Source organism: Paraburkholderia sejongensis, assembly GCF_020880815.1.
Taxonomy (GTDB): domain Bacteria; phylum Pseudomonadota; class Gammaproteobacteria; order Burkholderiales; family Burkholderiaceae; genus Paraburkholderia; species Paraburkholderia sejongensis.
The window spans coordinates 47,568-67,810 of sequence record NZ_JAJITD010000007.1 but is presented as its reverse complement, the minus strand read 5'-3'; the positions used below and the strand labels follow the sequence as shown (position 1 = coordinate 67,810).

19 protein-coding genes are annotated in these 20,243 nt (G+C 65.1%); 9 read left to right on the top strand and 10 right to left on the bottom strand.

All coding sequences use genetic code 11. The annotated features are described in order from the left end of the window. Window positions 1-19 precede the first annotated feature (19 nt). From accB to LJ656_RS15195, 7 genes are all read left to right on the top strand, one after another. Entirely contained in the window at window positions 20-481 is a 462-nt protein-coding gene (gene accB, locus LJ656_RS15225) for an acetyl-CoA carboxylase biotin carboxyl carrier protein (RefSeq protein WP_230510242.1), read from the top strand. A gap of 114 nt (window positions 482-595) precedes the next feature. Then, window positions 596-1,963, top strand: a complete 1,368-nt coding sequence (gene accC, locus LJ656_RS15220; protein WP_230510241.1) for an acetyl-CoA carboxylase biotin carboxylase subunit — start codon at window positions 596-598, stop codon at window positions 1,961-1,963. Between the two features lie 3 nt (window positions 1,964-1,966). Further along, a complete protein-coding gene (gene prmA / locus LJ656_RS15215) occupies window positions 1,967-2,869 on the top strand; it encodes a 50S ribosomal protein L11 methyltransferase (protein ID WP_230510240.1) in 903 nt (300 codons plus the stop codon). 47 nt (window positions 2,870-2,916) lie between these two features. Beyond that, window positions 2,917-4,569 (top strand): zinc-ribbon and DUF3426 domain-containing protein, encoded by a 1,653-nt coding sequence (locus LJ656_RS15210; protein WP_230510239.1) that lies wholly within the window; start codon window positions 2,917-2,919, stop codon window positions 4,567-4,569. Window positions 4,570-4,638: 69 nt separating this feature from the next. After that, a complete protein-coding gene (tpx, locus tag LJ656_RS15205; RefSeq protein ID WP_230510238.1) occupies window positions 4,639-5,139 on the top strand; it encodes a thiol peroxidase in 501 nt (166 codons plus the stop codon). A 102-nt stretch (window positions 5,140-5,241) separates the two neighbouring features. Further along, window positions 5,242-6,180: a carbohydrate kinase family protein gene (locus LJ656_RS15200; protein WP_230510237.1), complete on the top strand. Its 939-nt coding sequence runs from the start codon at window positions 5,242-5,244 to the stop codon at window positions 6,178-6,180. A gap of 25 nt (window positions 6,181-6,205) precedes the next feature. Next, window positions 6,206-6,682 (top strand): outer membrane lipoprotein, encoded by a 477-nt coding sequence (locus LJ656_RS15195; RefSeq protein ID WP_230510236.1) that lies wholly within the window; start codon window positions 6,206-6,208, stop codon window positions 6,680-6,682. Between the two features lie 263 nt (window positions 6,683-6,945). Here the strand turns inward: LJ656_RS15195 and LJ656_RS15190 are convergent, their stop codons facing one another. From LJ656_RS15190 to LJ656_RS15155, 8 genes are all read right to left on the bottom strand, one after another. Beyond that, a complete protein-coding gene (locus LJ656_RS15190) occupies window positions 6,946-7,605 on the bottom strand; it encodes a histone H1-like DNA-binding protein (protein WP_230510235.1) in 660 nt (219 codons plus the stop codon). 29 nt (window positions 7,606-7,634) lie between these two features. Further along, window positions 7,635-7,952: a hypothetical protein gene (locus LJ656_RS15185; protein ID WP_230510234.1), complete on the bottom strand. Its 318-nt coding sequence runs from the start codon at window positions 7,950-7,952 to the stop codon at window positions 7,635-7,637. A gap of 88 nt (window positions 7,953-8,040) precedes the next feature. Then, window positions 8,041-9,273 (bottom strand): ribonucleotide-diphosphate reductase subunit beta, encoded by a 1,233-nt coding sequence (locus tag LJ656_RS15180; RefSeq protein ID WP_230510233.1) that lies wholly within the window; start codon window positions 9,271-9,273, stop codon window positions 8,041-8,043. Between the two features lie 11 nt (window positions 9,274-9,284). Beyond that, complete coding sequence (locus tag LJ656_RS15175; protein ID WP_230510232.1) at window positions 9,285-9,527, bottom strand: hypothetical protein; 243 nt, start codon at window positions 9,525-9,527, stop codon at window positions 9,285-9,287. A 433-nt stretch (window positions 9,528-9,960) separates the two neighbouring features. After that, window positions 9,961-12,981 carry a ribonucleoside-diphosphate reductase subunit alpha gene (locus LJ656_RS15170; protein WP_230510231.1) on the bottom strand — a complete coding sequence of 1,007 codons (3,021 nt, stop codon included), beginning with the start codon at window positions 12,979-12,981 and terminating at the stop codon, window positions 9,961-9,963. 523 nt (window positions 12,982-13,504) lie between these two features. Then, window positions 13,505-14,101, bottom strand: a complete 597-nt coding sequence (gene ampD, locus LJ656_RS15165; RefSeq protein ID WP_230510230.1) for a 1,6-anhydro-N-acetylmuramyl-L-alanine amidase AmpD — start codon at window positions 14,099-14,101, stop codon at window positions 13,505-13,507. Continuing rightward, window positions 14,098-14,436 (bottom strand): PP0621 family protein, encoded by a 339-nt coding sequence (locus LJ656_RS15160; protein ID WP_230510229.1) that lies wholly within the window; start codon window positions 14,434-14,436, stop codon window positions 14,098-14,100. Before LJ656_RS15160 ends, ampD begins: the two co-directional genes overlap by 4 nt. Window positions 14,437-14,446: 10 nt before the next feature. Continuing rightward, window positions 14,447-15,370 carry a cytochrome C assembly family protein gene (locus LJ656_RS15155; protein WP_230510228.1) on the bottom strand — a complete coding sequence of 308 codons (924 nt, stop codon included), beginning with the start codon at window positions 15,368-15,370 and terminating at the stop codon, window positions 14,447-14,449. 81 nt (window positions 15,371-15,451) lie between these two features. Between LJ656_RS15155 and ffh the strand changes: the two genes are divergently transcribed. Then, on the top strand, window positions 15,452-16,819 hold the full coding sequence (ffh, locus tag LJ656_RS15150) for a signal recognition particle protein (RefSeq protein ID WP_230510227.1): 1,368 nt from the start codon (window positions 15,452-15,454) through the stop codon (window positions 16,817-16,819). A gap of 155 nt (window positions 16,820-16,974) precedes the next feature. Further along, window positions 16,975-17,526 carry a hypoxanthine-guanine phosphoribosyltransferase gene (locus LJ656_RS15145; protein WP_230510226.1) on the top strand — a complete coding sequence of 184 codons (552 nt, stop codon included), beginning with the start codon at window positions 16,975-16,977 and terminating at the stop codon, window positions 17,524-17,526. Between the two features lie 155 nt (window positions 17,527-17,681). Here LJ656_RS15145 and LJ656_RS15140 read toward each other — a convergent pair whose 3' ends face one another. Then, window positions 17,682-18,281 (bottom strand): MarC family protein, encoded by a 600-nt coding sequence (locus LJ656_RS15140; RefSeq protein WP_230510225.1) that lies wholly within the window; start codon window positions 18,279-18,281, stop codon window positions 17,682-17,684. Between the two features lie 12 nt (window positions 18,282-18,293). Continuing rightward, a complete protein-coding gene (locus LJ656_RS15135; RefSeq protein ID WP_230510224.1) occupies window positions 18,294-20,030 on the bottom strand; it encodes a proline--tRNA ligase in 1,737 nt (578 codons plus the stop codon). Window positions 20,031-20,243: the final 213 nt, after the last annotated feature.

Genomic DNA, 20,243 nt, shown 5'->3' with positions numbered 1-20,243 from the left:
CATTGAAAGGGGCACCCTGATGGATCTACGTAAACTCAAAACTCTGATCGACCTCGTCTCGGAGTCCGGTATTTCCGAACTCGAAGTGACCGAGGGCGAAGGCAAGGTCCGCATCGTCAAGAATGCGCCGCCGGTTTACGTGCAGCCGTCCGCCACCTACGCCGCTCCGCAATTCCCGCAAGCGGCCCCGGCCGCCGCCGGCGAAGCGCCTGCCGCACCGGCCGCGCCGGCCGCCGCCGCGCCGCAGGGTCACGTGGTGACCTCGCCGATGGTCGGCACGTTCTACCGCGCGCCGTCGCCGGGCGCCGATCCGTTCGTGCAGGTCGGCGATACGGTCAAGGAAGGCCAGACGATCTGCATCATCGAAGCGATGAAGCTGCTCAACGAGATCGAGTCGGACAAGTCCGGCGTGGTCAAGGAAATCCTCGTCGAAAACGGCCAGGCGGTCGAGTACGGCCAACCGCTGTTCGTGGTCGGCTAACGCGGCACGCACTATTTGCCGCCCGCGCGCCGCTTCCCGAGGCGCGCGACCGATGCTCTGCGGCAGCCGGCGTCGTACACGACCCGGCGCCCATTGATGAGTCGAAAACCCGCTATGTTTGAAAAAATCCTCATTGCCAATCGTGGCGAGATCGCGCTTCGTATCCAGCGCGCGTGCCGCGAACTCGGCGTCAAGACGGTCGTCGTCTATTCGGAAGCCGACAAGGAAGCCAAGTACGTGAAGCTCGCCGACGAGGCGGTCTGTATCGGACCGGCACCGTCGCCGCTCAGCTATCTGAATATGCCGGCGCTGATCAGCGCGGCCGAAGTCACCGACGCCGAAGCGATCCACCCCGGCTACGGCTTCCTGTCGGAGAACGCCGACTTCGCCGAGCGCGTCGAGCAGTCCGGCTTCACCTTCATCGGCCCGCGTCCGGAAACGATCCGCATGATGGGCGACAAGGTCACCGCGAAGCAGACCATGATCAAGACCGGCGTGCCGTGCGTGCCGGGCTCTGAAGGCGCGCTGCCCGACGATCCGAAAGAGATCGTCAAGATCGCCCGCCAGATCGGCTATCCGGTCATCATCAAGGCGGCCGGCGGCGGCGGCGGTCGCGGCATGCGCGTGGTCCACACGGAAGCGGCGCTCGTCAACGCGGTCAACATGACGCGCGAGGAAGCCGGCCGTGCGTTCGGCAACCCGCAGGTCTACATGGAGAAATTCCTCGAGAACCCGCGTCACATCGAAATCCAGGTGCTGTCGGATTCGTTCCGCAACGCGGTGTGGCTCGGCGAGCGCGACTGCTCGATGCAGCGCCGTCACCAGAAGGTGATCGAGGAAGCGCCGGCGCCGGGTATCGCGCGCCGCCTGATCGACCGGATCGGCGATCGCTGCGCGGACGCGTGCAAGAAGATGGGTTATCTCGGCGCGGGCACCTTCGAGTTCCTGTATGAAAACGGCGAGTTCTACTTCATCGAGATGAACACGCGCGTGCAGGTCGAGCACCCGGTGACCGAGCTGATCACCGGCGTCGACATCGTGCAGGAACAGATCCGCATCGCGGCCGGCGAGAAACTCGCGTTCCGTCAGCGCGACATCCAGTTCCGCGGCCATGCGATCGAATGCCGGATCAACGCTGAAGATCCGTTCAAGTTCACGCCGTCGCCGGGTCGCCTGACCTCGTGGCACATGCCGGGCGGCCCCGGCATCCGCGTCGATTCGCACGCGTACAACGGCTATTTCGTGCCGCCTAACTACGACTCGATGATCGGCAAGCTGATCGCTTACGGTGCGACGCGCGAACAGGCGATCAAGCGGATGCGCATCGCGCTGTCGGAGATGGTGGTCGAAGGGATTCAGACCAACATCCCGCTGCATCGCGAGCTGATGCTCGACGCGAAGTTCGTCGAAGGCGGCACCAGCATTCACTACCTCGAAAACCGGCTGGCCGCGCGTCAGCAGGTTGCGCCGGAAGAAGCCTAAGTCATGAGCTATCGGGAACTGGTCGCCGAACTGGCGCGCGAGCACGCCGAGGAATTTTCCGACGCGCTGCTCGAGCTGGGTGCGTTGTCCGTGTCGGTCGAAGACGCGGACGCCGACACGCCCGACGAGCAGCCGCTATTCGGCGAGCCCGGTCTGACGCCGGATCGCACCGCGTGGCAGCGCTCGCGCGTGATCGCGCTGCTCGCGCCGGAACACGACCCGGCGCTGCTGCTGACCGCCGCGGCCAACGAGATCGGCCTCGACGCCACGCCCGCGTTCAGCGTGCGCGAAGTCGAAGAGCAGGATTGGGTGCGGCTCACGCAGTCGCAGTTCGATCCGATCCAGATCGGCGAGCGGATCTGGGTCGTGCCGTCGTGGCACGATGCGCCGGACCCCGACGCGCTCGTACTCGAACTGGATCCGGGCCTCGCGTTCGGCACCGGTAGCCACCCCACTACCCGTCTGTGCATGGAATGGATCGAGCAATCGGTCAAGGCCGGCCAGTCGGTGCTCGACTACGGCTGCGGCTCGGGCATTCTCGCGATTCTCGCGAAGAAGTGCGGCGCCGATCCGGTGTTCGGCATCGACATCGATCCGCAGGCGGTCGAATCCGCGCGCCACAATAGCGAACGCAATCGCGCCGAAGTCACGTACGGGCTGCCCGACGCATGTCCGGCCGGCGAGTTCGACGTGGTGGTCGCGAACATCCTGTCGAACCCGCTGAAACTGATGGCGTCGATGTTGGCGTCGAAGGTCAGGCCGGGCGGCCGGATCGCACTGTCGGGCATCCTCGCGCGCCAGGCCGACGAAGTCGCGCAGGTGTACGCGCGCTGGATCGACATCAGCGTGTGGCGCGAGCACGAAGGTTGGGTGTGCCTCGCCGGAACGCGTCGCGAAAGCCATTAGAATAAGGCGTATTGTCAAACCAACAGCCCCTGGCTCAACGGCTCGATATGCTTCTGGCGACGCGTTGTCCCTTCTGCGAAACTGTTTTCCGCCTGCAACCGGCACACCTTGCGCAGCGCCGCGGTCTCGTGCGCTGCGGGCACTGCCAGGAAGTCTTCGACGCGTCGAGCAGTCTGTTCGACGTCAGCGAAGGCGGCGATTTCTCTACTGCTAAACCGGTGGCCGCTTCGGCGGTCGAAGCGCTCTCGGGCGCGCCGCAGCCGGGCGCGCATTTCGGCGACCAGACTGTGGATCCGTGGGCGCCGGCCGCGGGCAACGCGCCCGCCGGCGCAGCCGCGGGCAGTGCGCCCGTCGGCGAAGCCGCGGGCAATGCGGCGGGCAACGCGGCAAGCAGTGCGACGAGTAGTGCGGTGGGCAGCTCCGCCAGCACGCTCGACACCCGTTTGCGCCATCACGCCGACAGCATGCAGTTGACGCCGCTGCCGCTCGGCAGCGACTACCACTCGCCGCCCACCGCTAACCCAGCCCCACCGCAACAGCCGAGCGAACCGAGTTTGCCCGCCGGCGGCTTCAGCGCGACGATACCCGCCGATCAGCAGGAACCGACGCTCGCCGACGCGCCGCTCGAACCGTTCGCCTATCCGTCCGATGAGCCGGATGACGACACGCTCGCCGTGCCGCCGCTGGTGCCACCAGCAGTGCCACCAGCAGTGCCGCCTGCCGCGTCTGCCGCCGACACGCTGGTTCGCCCCTCCGTCACGCCGCCACCACCGCCCTCTTCATCCGCGCCTGCAGCGCCGCCGCCATTCGCCGAAGAGACTCCGCGTGTGTGGCACCGGGCCGGCCGCCAGGAGCCGTCCGCATTCGACGAGCCTGAGCTGCGCGAGCCGACGAGCCTGCACGGCATCCCCGATAACGAGCCGCGCTTCGGTTCGATCGGCGCCGGCCCGGGCAGCTTCCGCGCCGCCGCGGGTGCGGCCGGCGGCGCGGCTTTCGGCGCCGCGGCATCGGGCGGCGCAGGTGCAGGCGTAGGTGCAGGTGCGGGCGCACAAGCACGCGCAAGCACGGCCGCGGGTGCCGGCGGACCGCGCGGTCCGCGCCCGCCCGGTGGCGGCACCGTACCTCCGCCGTCGAGCGGCGAGCCGTTCTCGGTGCGCCCGGTCAACGACGGCAGCGAGCCGTTCCCGGTCACGCGCGAAACCCGCCCCGCCGAGGCGGGACGAACCGGCTGGATAGCGACCGGCATCGTGCTCGCGGTCCTGCTGCTGATCGCGTTGCTCGCGCAGCTCGCGTGGTGGCAGCGCGAGAGCGTGCAGGTCGCGATTCCGGGCTCGCAGGCGGTGTACGCGAAACTGTGCGCGCATCTGGGCTGTCAGTTAAGCCCGCCGCACGACATCGACGGCCTGCTGGTCGAGCCGTCCGATCTGCGCCAGATCGACGGTCCGCACAAGCTCGAACTGAGAATGCCGCTGCGCAACCGGCTCAATCTCGCGCTCGCGTACCCCGCTATCGAACTCACGCTGCTCGACGATCAGAACAACGTCGCAGTGCGGCGCGTGCTGTGGCCGCAAGATTACGTGCCGCCCGGCACCGTGATCGCGGCCGGCCTGCCCGCGCACAGCACGCAGACGATGATCGTGCATCTCGATACCGGCAACGCGGTCGCCTCCAATTTCCGCGTACAGATTTTCTATCCGTAACGCAGCCCACGCGCCCGCCCCGAGCGGGCGCTTCATTGTCATTTACTGACGCCCTTTCGGAGCACAAACATGAGTCAAGTCACGCTGGGTGGCAACCCGATCGAAGTTAGCGGCACGTTCCCGTCGGTGGGCCAGCAGGCCGCCGCTTTCTCGCTGGTCGGCAAGGACCTCAAGCCGCTGACGCTCGCCGACTTCGCCGGCAAGCGCAAAGTGCTCAACATCGTGCCGAGCCTCGACACGCCGACCTGTGCAACCTCGACCCGCAAGTTCAACGAAGCGGCCGCGAAGCTGAACAACACGGCGGTGATCGTCGTGTCGGGCGACCTGCCGTTCGCCGCATCGCGCTTCTGCACGACCGAAGGCATCGAGAACGTCGTGACCGCTTCGACGTTCCGCGGCCATGAATTCGCGCAAGCGTACGGCGTCGACGTCACGAGCGGCCCGCTGACGGGGCTGACCGCGCGCGCGGTCGTCGTGCTCGACGAAAACGACAAGGTCCTGCACGCCGAGCTGGTCAGCGAAATCAAGAACGAGCCGAACTACGACGCCGCGCTCGCCGCACTGAAGTAAGCCCGCCGCGCACGAACCCCAGCGCCGCGCGAAGCTCGGCTTCGGCGCGGCGCTGTCGCATCGTCGCCGCTTTTTCCAACGCTTTTAACAGGAACGCTCGCCTTGGCTACGCTCATCTGCGGTTCGCTCGCGTACGACAACATCATGACCTTCGAAGGCCGCTTTCGGGAGCACATCCTGCCGGAGCAGGTCCACATCCTGAACGTTAGCTTTCTCGTGCCGACCATGCGCCGCGAGTTCGGCGGCTGCGCGGGCAACATCGCGTATGCGCTGCATCTGCTCGGCGGCGACGCGCGCATCATGGGCGCGATCGGCGCGGTCGACGCGCAGCTCTACCTGGATCGTCTCGCGAGCCTCGGCCTGCCGGCGGACAACGTGCTAGTGGTGCCCGACACTTACTCGGCGCAGGCGATGATCACCACCGATCTCGAGAACAACCAGATCACCGCGTTCCATCCGGGCGCGATGATGCAATCGCATCTGAACCGCGCCGACGAAGTGAAAGGGCTCACGCTCGGCATCGTCGCGCCGGACGGCTACGACGGCATGGTTCAGCACTCCGAACAGCTGGCGGCAGCAGGCGTGCCGTTCATCTTCGATCCGGGTCAGGGGCTGCCGCTGTTCGACGGCGCCACGCTGCGGCGCATGATTGAACTTGCCACTTACGTGGCGGTCAACGATTACGAAGCCGCGCTCGTGGGCAACAAGACCGGCTGGTCGATCGAGGAGATCGCCGGCAAGGTCGACGCGCTGATCATCACGCTCGGCGAAAAGGGTGCAAGAATCCATCACGCCGACGGCATCGAAGAGATTCCGGCGGTGAAGGCCAACCAGGTACTCGACCCCACCGGCTGCGGCGATGCATTTCGCGGCGGCTTGCTGTACGGTATCGAGAATGGTCTCGGCTGGGCCACCACCGGCCGTCTCGCCAGCCTGATGGGGGCATTGAAAATCGAACAGCAGGGCCCGCAAAATTACGCGCCCACCCGGGCGGAAATCAACGCGCGGTTCAAGCAGGCCTTCGGCTACGACCTGCCCTGATATCGCGAGCTATGGGAGTTTGGCAATGAGAACAACGAGTCGCCTGGTCGTCGCCACCTTGATCGCCGGTTCGCTGGCCATGTCGGGGTGCGCGGTCAACAGCAGCTCTCCCGACGTGTTTACCGCGTCGCAGGCGCAGCGTGAACAGACGGTTCGCTTCGGCACGGTCGACAGCGTGCGCGCGGTGCGGATCAGCTCGAACAACGGTCAGCCGAGCGGCGTCGGCGCACTGGGCGGCGCCGCGCTCGGCGCGCTCGCCGGCAGTGCGTTTGGCGGCGGACGCGGCTCGGTCGCTACCGGAATCGTCGGCGGCATCGGTGGCGCGGTGGCCGGTAACGCGGTCGAGAACAGCGTCGCGATGCGCGACGGCCTGGAGATCACCGTGCGGCTCGACAACGGCGACATTCGTGCGATCACGCAAACTTCCACCGGCGAGATCTTCCGCGCCGGCGATCGCGTGCGGCTGCTCTCGAGCGGCGGCGTCACCCGCGTGACCCACTAAGCGGCCGCCGGCCTGCCCTTCTCTCGCGCGGCCGCGTACGGCTCTGGCTGACGCGCCGCGACGACGAACTCACACGCATGCGCCTTCACGGGCCCATGCGTGTTTTTTCGTCCGGGCGTCGTTCAGCCGCCCGCGCGGCGGGCAAAAAAAATCCCGCCACCGGCAAGCCGGTAACGGGACATCGACCGGGCGGCGCTCGCTGAAGCGCCAGCACGACCCGGTCAGCCGGCACATCGTTCGATGTGCCGAGCGACTACTACTGCTTACGGACGGCTGCCCGTCGGGAACGGCCATGCCGCTGCCGGGTTCAGCGCGGTCTTCACCGTCGCCGCCGGTGCCGCGCTCGTGACAGCAGGCGCAGCGGGAGCAGGTGCTGCCTTCTTGGCGACAGCCTTCTTTGCGGGAGCAGCCTTCTTCGCAGGTGCAGCGGCCTTCTTCGCGGCAGCCTTCTTGGCAGGTGCAGCTTTCTTCGCTGCAGCCTTTTTCGCAGGCGCGGCCTTCTTGGCGGCGGTCTTGGCAGCGGCCTTCTTGGCCGGCGCTGCCTTCTTCGCTGCAACCTTCTTGGCTGCCGGTGCCTTCTTCGCCGCGACCTTCTTCGCAGCAACCTTCTTCACCGCGGCTTTCTTCGCCGGTGCTGCCTTCTTCGCAGCGACCTTCTTCACCGCGACTTTCTTGGCAGCGACTTTCTTTGCAGCGACCTTCTTGGCCGGTGCCGCTTTCTTAGCCGCGACTTTCTTTGCAGCAGCCTTCTTCGCCGGCGCAGCCTTCTTCGCGGCAACCTTCTTCACCGCGACTTTCTTCGCTGCAACCTTCTTCACTGCGACCTTCTTGGCCGGTGCTGCTTTCTTCGCCGGAGCAGCCTTCTTGGCTGCGGTCTTCTTCGCTGCGGGCTTCTTGGCCGCGGCCTTCTTTGCAGTTGCCATCATTTTCTCCTTCAGGTTTTCAGATGAGGTCAGTTCAAACTACACCCTTCGTCAAAACCCGCTTCCCGCGGACGCTTCTCAGGGCGCGCGCTACGAAGCGGGCTATTCATCGGCGTACGCAGGTGCCGCGCGCTTACGCTAATGAATGCGGTAAGGCGCGCCGTGCCCCAAGGCACCGCGCGCCAGATCTGGTCGACGTCGCTGGGCGACGCCGGCAATTGCTTGATCGAACCGCCGGCGCTCACGCCAGCGGCTTTTTCCGGGGGGAAGTTTGCCCATCCCACTGAAGGGTCCGCAAAGTGCCTGTCATGTTTGTGGGCCGCCAAGGCACCGGACACGCTTTGCATCAGGCCGTTCTGCTCCTAATCCAGGTTGCCGCGACCTCGGCCGGCGGCACCCCCATCAATGAATACATCTGCGTCGCGAAATCCCGGCTTACTCCCAGGAGAGCGCACCGCCAGTCTGGTATTCGATCACTCGCGTCTCGAAGAAATTGCGTTCCTTCTTCAGATCGATCATCTCGCTCATCCACGGGAACGGGTTTTCCTCGTTCGGATACAGCGGATCGAGACCGATCTGCTGGCAACGGCGGTTGCAGATGAAGCGCAGATAGCTCTTGAACATCGACGCGTTCAGGCCGAGCACCCCGCGCGGCATCGTATCTTCAGCGTAGCGATATTCGAGTTCAACCGCCTGCTGGAAGATCGCGCGGATGTCAGCGCGGAATTCAGCCGTCCAAAGGTGCGGGTTTTCGAGCTTGATCTGGTTGATCAGGTCGATGCCGAAATTGCAGTGCATCGACTCGTCACGCAGGATGTACTGGTACTGCTCAGCCGCGCCGGTCATCTTGTTCTGACGGCCGAGCGCCAGGATTTGCGTAAAGCCGACGTAGAAGAACAGCCCTTCCATCACACAGGCGAACACGATCAGCGAGCGCAGCAGCGTCTGGTCTGCTTCGAGCGTGCCGGTCTTGAAGGCCGGATCGGTCAGCACGTGGATGTACGGAATCAGGAATTCGTCTTTAGCGCGGATCGACGGGACTTCGTGATACGCGTTGAAGATTTCGCCTTCGTCGAGACCGAGCGACTCGACGATGTACTGGTAAGCGTGCGTGTGAATCGCCTCTTCGAACGCCTGGCGCAGCAGGAACTGGCGGCATTCGGGCGCCGTGATGTGGCGGTAGGTGCCCAGCACGATGTTGTTGGCGGCGAGCGAGTCGGCCGTCACGAAGAAGCCCAGGTTGCGCTTGACGATGCGGCGCTCGTCCTCGGTCAGCCCGTTCGGGTCTTTCCACAGGGCGATGTCGCGCGACATGTTCACTTCCTGCGGCATCCAGTGGTTGGCGCAACCAGCCAGATACTTTTCCCACGCCCACTTGTACTTGAACGGCACCAGCTGATTGACGTCGGTCTGGCCGTTGATGATGCGTTTGTCGGCGACATTGACGCGCGCTTCGGAAACAGCGGCGCCGGCGACCGGGGTGGCTGCATGAGCGACGGGAGCGACAGCGATGTCGTTCGCGAAGACTTCCTGAGCCGAGGGAGCATGAGGAGCGGAACGCGTTCCGATTTGCGAACCCACAGCCAATCCCGCAGCGTTGCGCAACACGTTCGGTTGCGTCGCGCTCGAGGGAGTTACGGCAGTGATCTCGTCATCCCAGTTGAGCATAAATGTCACCATCAATTTAGAACGGTTTGTACCATCTTTTCACGAGCGATAAAAGAGTTCGCTGATGAAAATTCCTGTTTTCGATTCGCGTTGCTACGTTCATACAACACTTTGTTCAACCGACTCTGTGCGATGCGTCGAGTGATGCGTGTTGAACGTGTGTTGACGAGCTGCTTCGGGAACTCGAAGAGCAACGTTTCGTCGTGACGTTTCGTTGCTCTATCTATCTTGTTGCGCAGTGCGTTGCTGCGCATTGCGTTGCGATTCGTTGCCGGCTCGCTGCTGGGCGCATCGCCCGATCGCGAGTGTCCGGTGTGCTGCGTCGACCGTGTTGCAGGCGCGCTGGCGAGTGACTCAGAAGGCACTGCTGCGCGCTGCGTTTGGTTAGCGGCGGCTGTGTCGCGGCCGCTGTTTCGTAGCCGCTTGCTGCCACCGGTTGCTACCTGTTCCTACCGCTTGTTGCTGCTTCATCGCGTGCGTTGCGGGCCGCAACTGACTACCACTCGCAGACTGCTTTGCTGCATCGATGAACGGCGCGACTTCAATCTGCCCCACCGTTCATCGAACTACCTCTACCGCGGTACTGCACCTGCGCGATTCGCGACGAGCGTCGCTCGCTGCATGCGGGTCATCACCTACGACCTCGCGTGCAGTTAGCAAGCAACGCTCCCGCTGCTTGCCGCGTGCTTACTGGCAAGCCTCGCACTCGTCGAAGCCAGGATCGCCCGGACGCATCATGCAAACCGGACCTTCCGCTTCGGGCGTTGCTTCGACTGCCGCTGCCGAAGCCGCCACACCCGCTGCTGCAGCAGCCGCTGCCTGGAAGCCGCCTGCCGCGTTACCCGCGCCGCCGCTCACGCCGAAGCCGCCGGCCGCGCCGCCTGCGCCGCCCGAACCTTCATGACCCGAGCTCACCGCGTTCAGCGCGCCGTGCGCGACCGTCGATTTCTCGACGTGCGTCGCCGCCATCGTGCGCAGATAGTAGGTGGTCTTCAGACCGCGCAGCCATGCGAGCTTGTAGATCTCGTCGAGCTTCTTGCCCGACGCGCCGGCCATGTAGATGTTCAGCGACTGCGCCTGGTCGATCCACTTCTGACGACGCGAGGCCGCCTCGACGAGCCACGTCGGATCGACTTCGAACGCCGTTGCGTAGATCGCGCGCAGGTCGGCCGGGATGCGGTCGATGCGCGACAGCGTGCCGTCGAAGTACTTCAGGTCGGCGACCATCACTTCGTCCCACAGACCGCGTGCTTTCAGGTCGCGCACCAGGTAGTCGTTGACCACCGTGAATTCGCCCGACAGGTTCGACTTCACGTACAGGTTCTGAAAGGTCGGCTCGATACAGGCCGACACGCCGATGATGTTCGAGATCGTCGCGGTCGGCGCGATCGCCACGCAGTTCGAGTTGCGCATCCCGTAGGTCGCGATGCGCGAGCGCAGCGAGGTCCAGTCCATCGATTCGCTCGAATCGACTTCGACGTAGCCGCCGCGCGCTTCGGCCAGCAGCTTGACCGAATCCTGCGGGAGGATGCCGCGATCCCACAGCGAGCCGCGGTAGCTCGAGTAGCGGCCGCGCTCTTCGGCGAGTTCGGTCGACGCGTAGTACGCGTAGTAGCAGACCGCTTCCATCGAACGGTCGGCGAACTCGACCGCTTCCGGCGACGCGTACGGCGTGCGCAGCAGGTGCAGGCAGTCCTGGAAGCCCATGATGCCCATGCCGACCGGACGGTGCTTCAGGTTCGAGTTACGTGCCTTGGCGACCGCGTAGTAGTTGATGTCGATCACGTTGTCGAGCATGCGCATCGCGACGCTGATCGTGCGCTTGAGCTTGTCGTGGTCGAGCGCGAGCGTGCCGTCGGCCTGTTCCTTCAGGTGCGCGACGAGGTTCACCGAGCCGAGGTTGCAGACGGCGATTTCCGAGTCGCTGGTGTTCAGCGTGATTTCCGTGCACAGGTTCGACGAGTGGACCACGCCGACGTGCTGTTGCGGCGAGCGCACATTGCACGGATCCTTGAAGGTGATCCAAGGATGGCCGGTTTCGAACAGCATGCCCAGCATCTTGCGCCACAGCTGCGCCGCCGGAATCTTCTTGAACAGCTTGATCTCGCCGCGCGCGACCTTGTCTTCGTAGGCGGTGTAAGCCGCTTCGAACTCGGCGCCGAACTTGTCGTGCAGGTCCGGGCAGGTCGACGGCGAGAACAGCGTCCAGTCGCCGCCTTCCATCACGCGCTTCATGAACAGGTCGGGAATCCAGTTCGCGGTGTTCATGTCGTGCGTACGACGGCGGTCGTCGCCGGTGTTCTTACGCAGCTCGAGGAATTCCTCGATGTCGAGGTGCCACGATTCCAGGTACGCGCACACCGCGCCCTTGCGCTTGCCGCCCTGGTTCACGGCGACCGCCGTGTCGTTGACGACCTTCAGGAACGGCACGACGCCTTGCGACTTGCCGTTGGTGCCCTTGATGTGCGAGCCGAGCGCGCGCACGCGCGTCCAGTCGTTGCCGAGACCGCCGGCGAACTTCGACAGCAGCGCGTTTTCCTTCAGCGCTTCGTAGATGCTGTCGAGGTCGTCGTCGACCGTGGTCAGGTAGCACGACGACAGCTGCGAGCGATGCGTGCCCGAGTTGAACAGCGTCGGCGTGGACGACATGAAGTCGAAGCTCGACAGGATGTTGTAGAACTCGATCGCGCGCGCTTCGCGGTCGATCTCGTTCAGCGACAGGCCCATCGCGACACGCATAAAGAATGCCTGCGGCATTTCGATCCGCACGCCGTCGTGATGCAGGAAGTAGCGGTCGTACAGCGTCTGCAGACCGAGGTAGCCGAACTGCAGGTCGCGGTTGGCGTCGAGCGCGTTACCGAGGCGCTTCAGGTCGAACTGCGCCAGCTTGTCGTCGAGCAGGCCCGCGCCGATGCCGCGCTTGATGAACTGCGGGAAGTAGTCGGCGTAGCGCGTGGCCATTTCGGCTTGCGTGACTTCTTCTTCGAGGATTTCGCGGCGGATCGTGTGCAGCAGGATGCGCGCGGTGACCTGGCTATACGCCGGGTCTTTTTCGATCATCGTGCGGGCCGCGAGAATCGCCGAGTCGTAGACCTGGCTCATCGGCACGCCGTCGTACAGGTTCTTCACCGTTTCCGCGACGATCGGCTCGGCGCTCACCGCGTCGCCGAGGTTCGCGCAGGCGGACTCGATAATGCCGCGCAGCGCGGCCAGATCCAGCGGACGGGTGATGCCGTTGTCGGTCACGTTCAGGCCCGGCGTGCTGGCGGCGGGCTCAGCCTGCTCGTCATGCGCGCGCGCCTGGTTGCGCTTCTCGCGATACAGCACGTACGCCCGCGCGACGTTGTGTTCGCCGCCGCGCATCAGCGCGAGTTCGACCTGGTCCTGGATGTCTTCGATATGGAACGTGCCGCCGTTCGGGCGGCTGCGCACCAGCGCGCGCACCACGTTCTGCGTGAGTTGCTCGACCAGTTCGCGCACCCGTGCCGACGCCGCGCCTTGGCCGCCGTTGACGGCGAGGAACGCCTTCGTCACGGCGATCGCGATTTTCGACGGCTCGAACGACACCACGCTGCCGTTGCGGCGGATCACCTTGTAGTCGGCGAAGTTCGCCTGCGGCGCGAGCGCTTGTGCGCCTTGTGCCTGGCCAAAGGCCTGGCCAGCCGGTGAGCCTTCGTAACGGGTCGTCACGTTGTCGGTGGTTTGCATTTGCAAAGCTCCTCGTCTTGGAAATTGCGGCGAGTGCCGCGGATTAAATCGAACGCCGCGCCGCCGCGAGCGCGAGCGATAGGGTGCGGAAAGGCCGGCTACGCCGGTTGGCGGGATACGACTGCGAGGAAGCCTGATTCGATTTGATGTCGGTCTTCATCGGGTTGGTCGCGCTCACTGGCTGGTCCTTTCCTGAATGCTTCTGGATGCGGCCGGAGATCCCCCTACCGGCCGCGCCCCAGGAATTTTTTCGGTGCCCGGAATGCTTGCGGCGCCATGCTCCAGGAGCGGGGCGCCGCATACTTATACACTCGGTTATTCACAAGGTTATGCACAGAACAACACAAGATATAGTGCACACCCCGCTTTGTGGCACCAAGTATAGTGGAACTTCGGGGCAGGTCAAACCGATTTATTTGCGCCGGATGTATTGACTTTTTCGTCTCGCGACGCGATCGGGCTCCCCGGAGAATGAGGCAGCGCCTCGTTCTTCCGCGGGTCTCGCGAGCACACGCCAAAGCGCCTAGCGCGTTCCGGAAAACTTGAGATAGGGGAAATACCGAGCGTCGAGCGACGTGTCGTTTTGCAGTCGCGACCACTCGAAGTGCGGACCGGGATCGGTCTTGCGGCCGGGCGCGACGTCGGAGTGACCGGCGAGCGCGTCGATCGGATAGCGCGCCTTCAGCGCGTCGACCAGCGCGGCGAGCGTGCGGTATTGCGCGGCTTCGAATGGGACCGTGTCACTGCCTTCGAGCTCGATGCCGATCGAGAAATCATTGCAGCGCTCGCGGCCGAAAAAATTCGACGGCCCCGCGTGCCACGCGCGCTCGTTGCACGACACGAACTGCTCGAGCGCGCCATCGCGATGAATCACGAAATGAGCGGATACGCGCACGCCGCGCAGATGCGTGTCGTAGTACGGATGGGCGTCGCAGTCGAGCGTGTTCTGGAACAGCTCGGCAATCGCGCTGCCGCCGAACTGGTTCGGCGGCAGGCTGATGTTGTGGACCACGATCAGGGTCGGCACCGCGCCTTGCGGGCGCGCTTCGAAGTTCGGCGAGACCAGCTTGCGGGCGGCGGGCACCCAACCGTCGGCGTCGACGATGTAAGTGCCGCTCATCGCGCGTCGCGGCCGGACGGACGCGCGCTGTGGCGCTGCGCATGGGCGGCGCAGCAGAACGCCTGCCCCGCCACCGACACCGAGTCGCTCTTCGGCGCATGCACGCCGCACTCGACGCAGCGAATCATCGGCTCGGCCAGTTGCGGCTGGGCTTGCGCGCCCGCGCCACGGGCGCCGGCCGCGCCATTCGCGGCACCCGCCGAGGCGCCGTTCGCCGCACCGTCCGCGGTGCGGGCGCCGCCGCGTTGCGCGCTGTGCGCGTCGTGACGGCGCAGCGCCTTCACGAGCCATTGACCGACGATGAACAGCAGGATCAGCAGAAAGATTTGTCGCATGAAGACACGCTCACACTACAGGCCGGTGCAACAGCACCTCGAACACAAAACGGCTGCCGACGTACGCGAGCAACAGCGCGACGAACGACGCCAGCACCCAGCGCAACGCCGCACGGCCGCGCCAGCCGGACACCTTGCGCGCGGTCAGCAGCGCGCCGAACATCAGCCAGGAAAGAATCGCGAACACGGTCTTATGATCGAGCCGCAGCGCGCGGTCGATCAGCTGCTCGCTAAATAGAATGCCCGACACGAGCGTCAGCGTAAGCAGCACGAAGCCGGCGCCGATCAGACGGAACAGCAGTTTCTCGAGCGTGAGGAGCGGCGGCAGCGTATCGAGCCAGCTCGACCACCAGCCGTTGCCGGCGGCAGCCGCGTGGCGCTGCGCGAGACCGCCGCGCATCGCATGCAAGCGGCGCTCGACCGCCAGCATCAGCACCGCGTGCAGCGCGGCGATCGCGAACAGACCGTACGCGATGTTGGCGATCAGGAAGTGCAGCTTGAACATCGGCGCGGCCGCGTACGGCAGCACGCGCACGCCGCCGAACGCGAGCGGCAGAAGCGACGCGACGCACGCGAGCGGCAGCACCAGCAAGCGCAGTCCGTCGAGCGGGAAGAAGAAACTCTCGATCCAGTAGATGCCGGCGCCGAGCCAGAACATCGCCGACAGTGCGAACGCGAAGCCGAACACCATCGCGTTCTGCGGGAAGATCGTGGTGTGCAGCAGCAGGCCGTGCGCGAGCAGCGCGATGAACAGCAGCGCCCGCCCCTGCGTGCTCATGCCGGTGGCGACCGACGCGCCCGGCGCGGCGTGAGCGGGCAGCGGCGGCACGCTTTCGAGCAGCGGCCGCGCGCTCGCGTACCGGTGCGAGCGCCAGCCGGCCACGGCGAGGCCGCCGTAGAGAAGCGCGGTGAGGGCATACAGTACAATATCCATGTTCGAAGTTTACACTAGGCCCCTGCTCCACGACGTCTCGCGCTTCGCGCGTCGCCCGGGCCCCACCCTTCATCGCTCCCCATGCTCGACAATCTGACTCAACGGATGGCGCGCGTCGTCAAGACGCTGCGCGGCGAAGCCCGCCTTACCGAGGCGAACACCCAGGAAATGCTGCGCGAGGTGCGTCTAGCCCTGCTCGAGGCCGACGTGGCGCTGCCCGTCGTGCGCGAGTTCATCGCCAAGGTCAAAGAGAAAGCGCTCGGCGAGGAAGTGATCAGCAGTCTGTCGCCGGGGCAGGCGCTGGTCGGCGTGGTGCAGCGCGAGCTGACCGCGGTGATCGGCGGCGATTACGAAGGCAAGGCGTCCGAACTGAATCTCGCGGTCACGCCGCCGGCCATCATCCTGATGGCGGGTCTGCAGGGCGCCGGTAAAACGACCACGGTCGGCAAGCTCGCGAAACTGCTGCGCGAGAAGTACAAGAAGAAAGTGCTGACGGTGTCGTGCGACGTCTATCGCCCGGCCGCTATCGCGCAGTTGAAAACGGTGACCGAGCAGGTCGGCGCGGACTTCTTCCCGTCGGAGCCGAACCAGAAGCCGGTCGACATCGCGCGCGCCGCGCTCGACTGGGCCAAGCGTCATTACCATGACGTGCTGCTCGTCGACACCGCCGGCCGCCTCGGTATCGACGAAGCGATGATGCAGGAAATCGCCGCGCTGCACGCCGAGCTGAAGCCCGCCGAAACGCTGTTCGTGGTCGACGCGATGCTCGGTCAGGACGCGGTCAACACCGCCAAGGCGTTCAGCGACGCGCTGCCGCTCACCGGCGTCGTGCTGACCAAGCTCGACGGCGATTCGCGCGGCGGTGCCGCGCTGTCGGTGCGTCACGTGACGGGCAAGCCGGTCAAGTTCGTCGGCGTCGCCGAAAAGCTCGACGGCCTCGAAGTGTTCCACCCGGACCGGATGGCAAGCCGGATCCTCGGCATGGGCGACATTCTCGCGCTGGTCGAGGAAGCGCAGCGCGGCGTCGACGTGCAGGCCGCGCAGAAGCTCGCCGACAAGGTCAAGAAAGGCGGCGACTTCGACCTCAACGATTTCCGCGCGCAGCTCACGCAAATGAAAGGGATGGGCGGCCTGTCGTCGCTGATGGACAAGCTGCCCGCGCAGTTCCAGCAGGCCGCGGCCGGCGCCGACATGAGCCAGGCGGAAAAGCAGATGCGCCGCATGGAAGGCATCATCAATTCGATGACGCCGGCCGAGCGCGCGAAGCCCGAGCTGATCAAGGCGACCCGCAAGCGCCGCATCGCCGCCGGCGCGGGCGTGCAGGTGCAGGAAGTGAACCGCATGCTGAACCAGTACGACCAGATGCGCACGATGATGAAAAAGCTCAAGGGCGGCAATCTGCAGAAGATGATGCGCGGCATGAAGGGCATGCTGCCCGGCATGCGCTAAGCTTTGAGGACGGCGCCGCGCGGCACCAAAATTGGCGCGGCTGACTTCGGGCCCGCGCGGGTTTATTCTGTAGCGCGTGCCGCCGTCCTTCGCAGGATCGTCCTCCCGGATGGTCCGACCCACACTATGTATACAGTTACCGCCCGTCAGACGTCATGAACCGCGAAGAAGCCCTCCATGTTTTTCAACACTCCGAAGAAATCGTTTCGGCCTCGGACGTCAATGCATCGATCGTGCGCATGGCGGGCGCCATCCGCGACGAGATGAGCGAGGACTTCCCGCTCGTGCTGTCAGTGATGGGCGGCGCCGCTGTGTTCACCGGCATGCTGCTGCCGCACCTCGATTTCCCGCTCGAGTTCGACTACATCCACCTGACCCGCTACCGCAACACCACCAAGGGCGGCAATGAGATGCAGTGGCGCGTCGCGCCGGCCGAGTCGGTGAAGGACCGCGTCGTGCTGGTGCTCGACGACATCCTCGACGAAGGCGAGACGATGGCCGCGATCCGCGACCGGATCCTCGCGATGGGCGCGAAGCGTTTCCTGTCCGCGGTGTTGTGCGAGAAGATCATTCCGAAGGCGAAGCCGCTGCGCCCCGATTATTGCGGCTTCGAAGTACCGGACCGCTATGTGTTCGGCTGCGGGATGGATGCGAAGGGATACTGGCGCAATCTGCCGACTATCCGCGCACTGACCGAAGGCGCGTGAGCGGCGTGAGCCTCATTGGCTCGGCTCGGCTCGGCGCGCCGAGCCATTTGAAGTTGCCGTAGCGCGGCATGCCGGCTTCCCCGCCGGCAAAAAAAGCGGCCAGCTTTAAAACTGGCCGCTTTTTTCATGGCTGCGTCGGCAGCCGGTTCTTCATATCACAGCTTGTGCACGAAGGAGCGGATGCCGCCGAGCATCATCTCGACAGAAATCGCGACGAGCACCAGTCCCATCAGCCGCTCGAACGCGGCCATCATCCGTTCGCCGAGCCACGCCTGAATCCGCTCGGCCAGCATCAGCACGATCGCGCAGACGATCATCGTGACCGTCAGCGCGCCGATCCACTCGAAGGTCTTGCCCGGCGCCTGCGAGCTCAACAGCATCACGGTCGCCAACGCCGACGGCCCGGCGAGCGCCGGAATCGCGAGCGGCACGATCAGCGGCTCGCCGCCGCGCGCGTCGCTGCCGAACGGCCCGTCCGGATGCGGAAACACCATCCGCAGCGCGATCAGAAACAGCACGATCCCGCCGCCGATCCCCAACGACTGGTCCGACAGGCTCATGATCCGCAGGAAGCCCTGCCCCAGCACCATGAACAGCAGCAGGATCGCGAACGCGATTGCGACCTCGCGCAGAATCACGACCGTGCGCCGCTCGGGCGCCACGCCGCGCAGACAGCTGATAAACAGCGGGATGTTGCCGAGCGGATCGGTGATCAGGATCAGCAGCACGGTCGCGGACAGGAAGGTGTACTCCACTGTCCGCTCCGCTTAGCGCGCGAGTGCCGCGCGCACTTTGTCGATCACCGTTTGAGCGGCGCTCTCGACCGGCAGCAGCATCGCTTCGGTGTCGCGACGGCCCTGGTATTCGAGCTTGCCGTCCTTCAGACCGCGGTCGCCGATCACCAGACGATGCGGCACGCCGATCAGCTCCCAGTCGGCGAACATCACGCCCGGGCGCTCGCCGCGATCGTCGAGGATCACGTCGATGCCTGCGGCGGCCAGTTCCGCGTACAGCTTGTCGGCCTGCTCGCGCACCGCGTCGCTGCGGTCATAGCCCATCGGGCACAGCACGACTTCGAACGGCGCGATCGATTCCGGCCAGATGATGCCCTTGTCGTCGAAGTTCTGTTCGATCGCGGCGCCCAGGATACGCGTGACGCCGATGCCGTAGCAGCCCATTTCCATCGGCCGCGGCTTGCCGGTTTCGTCGAGGCAGGTCGCGTTCATCGCTTCGGAATACTTGGTGCCGAGCTGGAACACGTGACCCACTTCGATGCCGCGGCAGATGTCGATCACGCCCTTGCCGTCCGGCGACGGATCGCCCTTCTTCACGTTGCGGATATCGGCGACGACCGGCTCCGGCAGATCGCGGCCCCAGTTCACGCCGGTGATGTGATAGTCGACTTCGTTCGCACCGACCACGAAGTCGCTCATGTTCGCGACCGTGCGGTCGGCGATCACGTTGACCGGCTTCTTCGTGCCGATCGGGCCGAGATAGCCCGGCGGCGTGCCGAAGGTCTCGACGATCTCGGCTTCGGTCGCCATGCGGAAATTAGCGAGGCCGGGCAGCTTGGCCGCCTTGATCTCGTTCAGATCGTGATCGCCACGCAGCATCAGCAGCCAGATGGTGGCCGGCGCGCCTTCGTTCTCGGTGGCCAGCACGACGGACTTGATCGTGCGTTCGAGCGGAATGTTCAACAGTTCGGCGACCGCCTCGCACTTCGCCTTGCCCGGCGTCGCGGTCTTTTTCAGCTCTTCGGCCGGCGCCGCGCGCTCGGCGAGCAGCGGCAGCGCTTCGGCGGCCTCGACGTTCGCGGCGAACTCCGAGGTCGGGCAATAGGCGATGTCGTCTTCGCCGGTCTCGGCGATCACGTGGAACTCATGCGAGCCGCTCCCGCCGATCGAGCCGTTGTCGGCCGCGACCGCACGGAAGTCCAGACCGAGGCGCGTGAAGATCCGCACGTACGCGTCGTACATCTTGCGATACGACTCGCGCAGACCTTCGGCGTCCTTATCGAACGAGTACGCGTCTTTCATGATGAACTCGCGGCCGCGCATCACGCCGAAACGCGGACGGATTTCGTCGCGGAACTTGGTCTGGATCTGGTAGAAGTTGACCGGCAGCTGACGGTAGCTCTTGATCTGATTGCGCGCGATGTCGGTGACGACTTCCTCGTGCGTCGGGCCCATCACGAAGTCCGCCTGCTTGCGGTCCTTGAAGCGCAGCAGCTCGGGGCCGTACTTTTCCCAGCGGCCCGATTCCTGCCACAGTTCGGCCGGCTGCACCGCCGGCATCAGCAGTTCGACCCCGCCTGCCCGGTTCATTTCCTCGCGCACGATCGCTTCCACCTTGCGGATCGAGCGCAGGCCGATCGGCAGGTAGTTATAGATACCGCCGGCCACGCGACGGATCATGCCCGCGCGCACCATGAGCTTGTGGCTGATGATTTCGGCGTCGGCGGGCGCTTCTTTCAAGGTGCCGATAAAGAAACGGGAGGCTTTCATTCAGATTATCCAAAAGCGGCGGCTCCGGAAGGAGCGCCCGAAAAGGTGAAAACGTTGGGAAAATCGACACGGATCCGTTGCGCGGCCGGCGCGCTTCGCTCGACCGGCGCCGCGCGCTGACCGGGCACGGCGCTGTGATCGCCGCGCAAAGCCTTTCTCATAAGGGATCGGGCACGGGAAACCGACAGGCTACCGCAAACACGGGCCGATTGC

Excerpts from the sequence above, each read along its gene's own strand:
- accB (WP_230510242.1), top strand. The coding sequence starts at position 20 with ATGGATCTACGTAAACTCAAAACTCTGATCGACCTCGTCTCGGAGTCC.
- accC (WP_230510241.1), top strand. The coding sequence starts at position 596 with ATGTTTGAAAAAATCCTCATTGCCAATCGTGGCGAGATCGCGCTTCGT.
- prmA (WP_230510240.1), top strand. The coding sequence starts at position 1,967 with ATGAGCTATCGGGAACTGGTCGCCGAACTGGCGCGCGAGCACGCCGAG.
- LJ656_RS15210 (WP_230510239.1), top strand. The coding sequence starts at position 2,917 with ATGCTTCTGGCGACGCGTTGTCCCTTCTGCGAAACTGTTTTCCGCCTG.
- tpx (WP_230510238.1), top strand. The coding sequence starts at position 4,639 with ATGAGTCAAGTCACGCTGGGTGGCAACCCGATCGAAGTTAGCGGCACG.
- LJ656_RS15195 (WP_230510236.1), top strand. The coding sequence starts at position 6,206 with ATGAGAACAACGAGTCGCCTGGTCGTCGCCACCTTGATCGCCGGTTCG.
- LJ656_RS15190 (WP_230510235.1), bottom strand. The coding sequence starts at position 7,605 with ATGGCAACTGCAAAGAAGGCCGCGGCCAAGAAGCCCGCAGCGAAGAAG.
- LJ656_RS15185 (WP_230510234.1), bottom strand. The coding sequence starts at position 7,952 with ATGCAAAGCGTGTCCGGTGCCTTGGCGGCCCACAAACATGACAGGCAC.
- LJ656_RS15180 (WP_230510233.1), bottom strand. The coding sequence starts at position 9,273 with ATGCTCAACTGGGATGACGAGATCACTGCCGTAACTCCCTCGAGCGCG.
- LJ656_RS15175 (WP_230510232.1), bottom strand. The coding sequence starts at position 9,527 with ATGCGCAGCAACGCACTGCGCAACAAGATAGATAGAGCAACGAAACGT.
- LJ656_RS15170 (WP_230510231.1), bottom strand. The coding sequence starts at position 12,981 with ATGCAAACCACCGACAACGTGACGACCCGTTACGAAGGCTCACCGGCT.
- ampD (WP_230510230.1), bottom strand. The coding sequence starts at position 14,101 with ATGAGCGGCACTTACATCGTCGACGCCGACGGTTGGGTGCCCGCCGCC.
- LJ656_RS15160 (WP_230510229.1), bottom strand. The coding sequence starts at position 14,436 with ATGCGACAAATCTTTCTGCTGATCCTGCTGTTCATCGTCGGTCAATGG.
- LJ656_RS15155 (WP_230510228.1), bottom strand. The coding sequence starts at position 15,370 with ATGGATATTGTACTGTATGCCCTCACCGCGCTTCTCTACGGCGGCCTC.
- ffh (WP_230510227.1), top strand. The coding sequence starts at position 15,452 with ATGCTCGACAATCTGACTCAACGGATGGCGCGCGTCGTCAAGACGCTG.
- LJ656_RS15145 (WP_230510226.1), top strand. The coding sequence starts at position 16,975 with ATGAACCGCGAAGAAGCCCTCCATGTTTTTCAACACTCCGAAGAAATC.
- LJ656_RS15135 (WP_230510224.1), bottom strand. The coding sequence starts at position 20,030 with ATGAAAGCCTCCCGTTTCTTTATCGGCACCTTGAAAGAAGCGCCCGCC.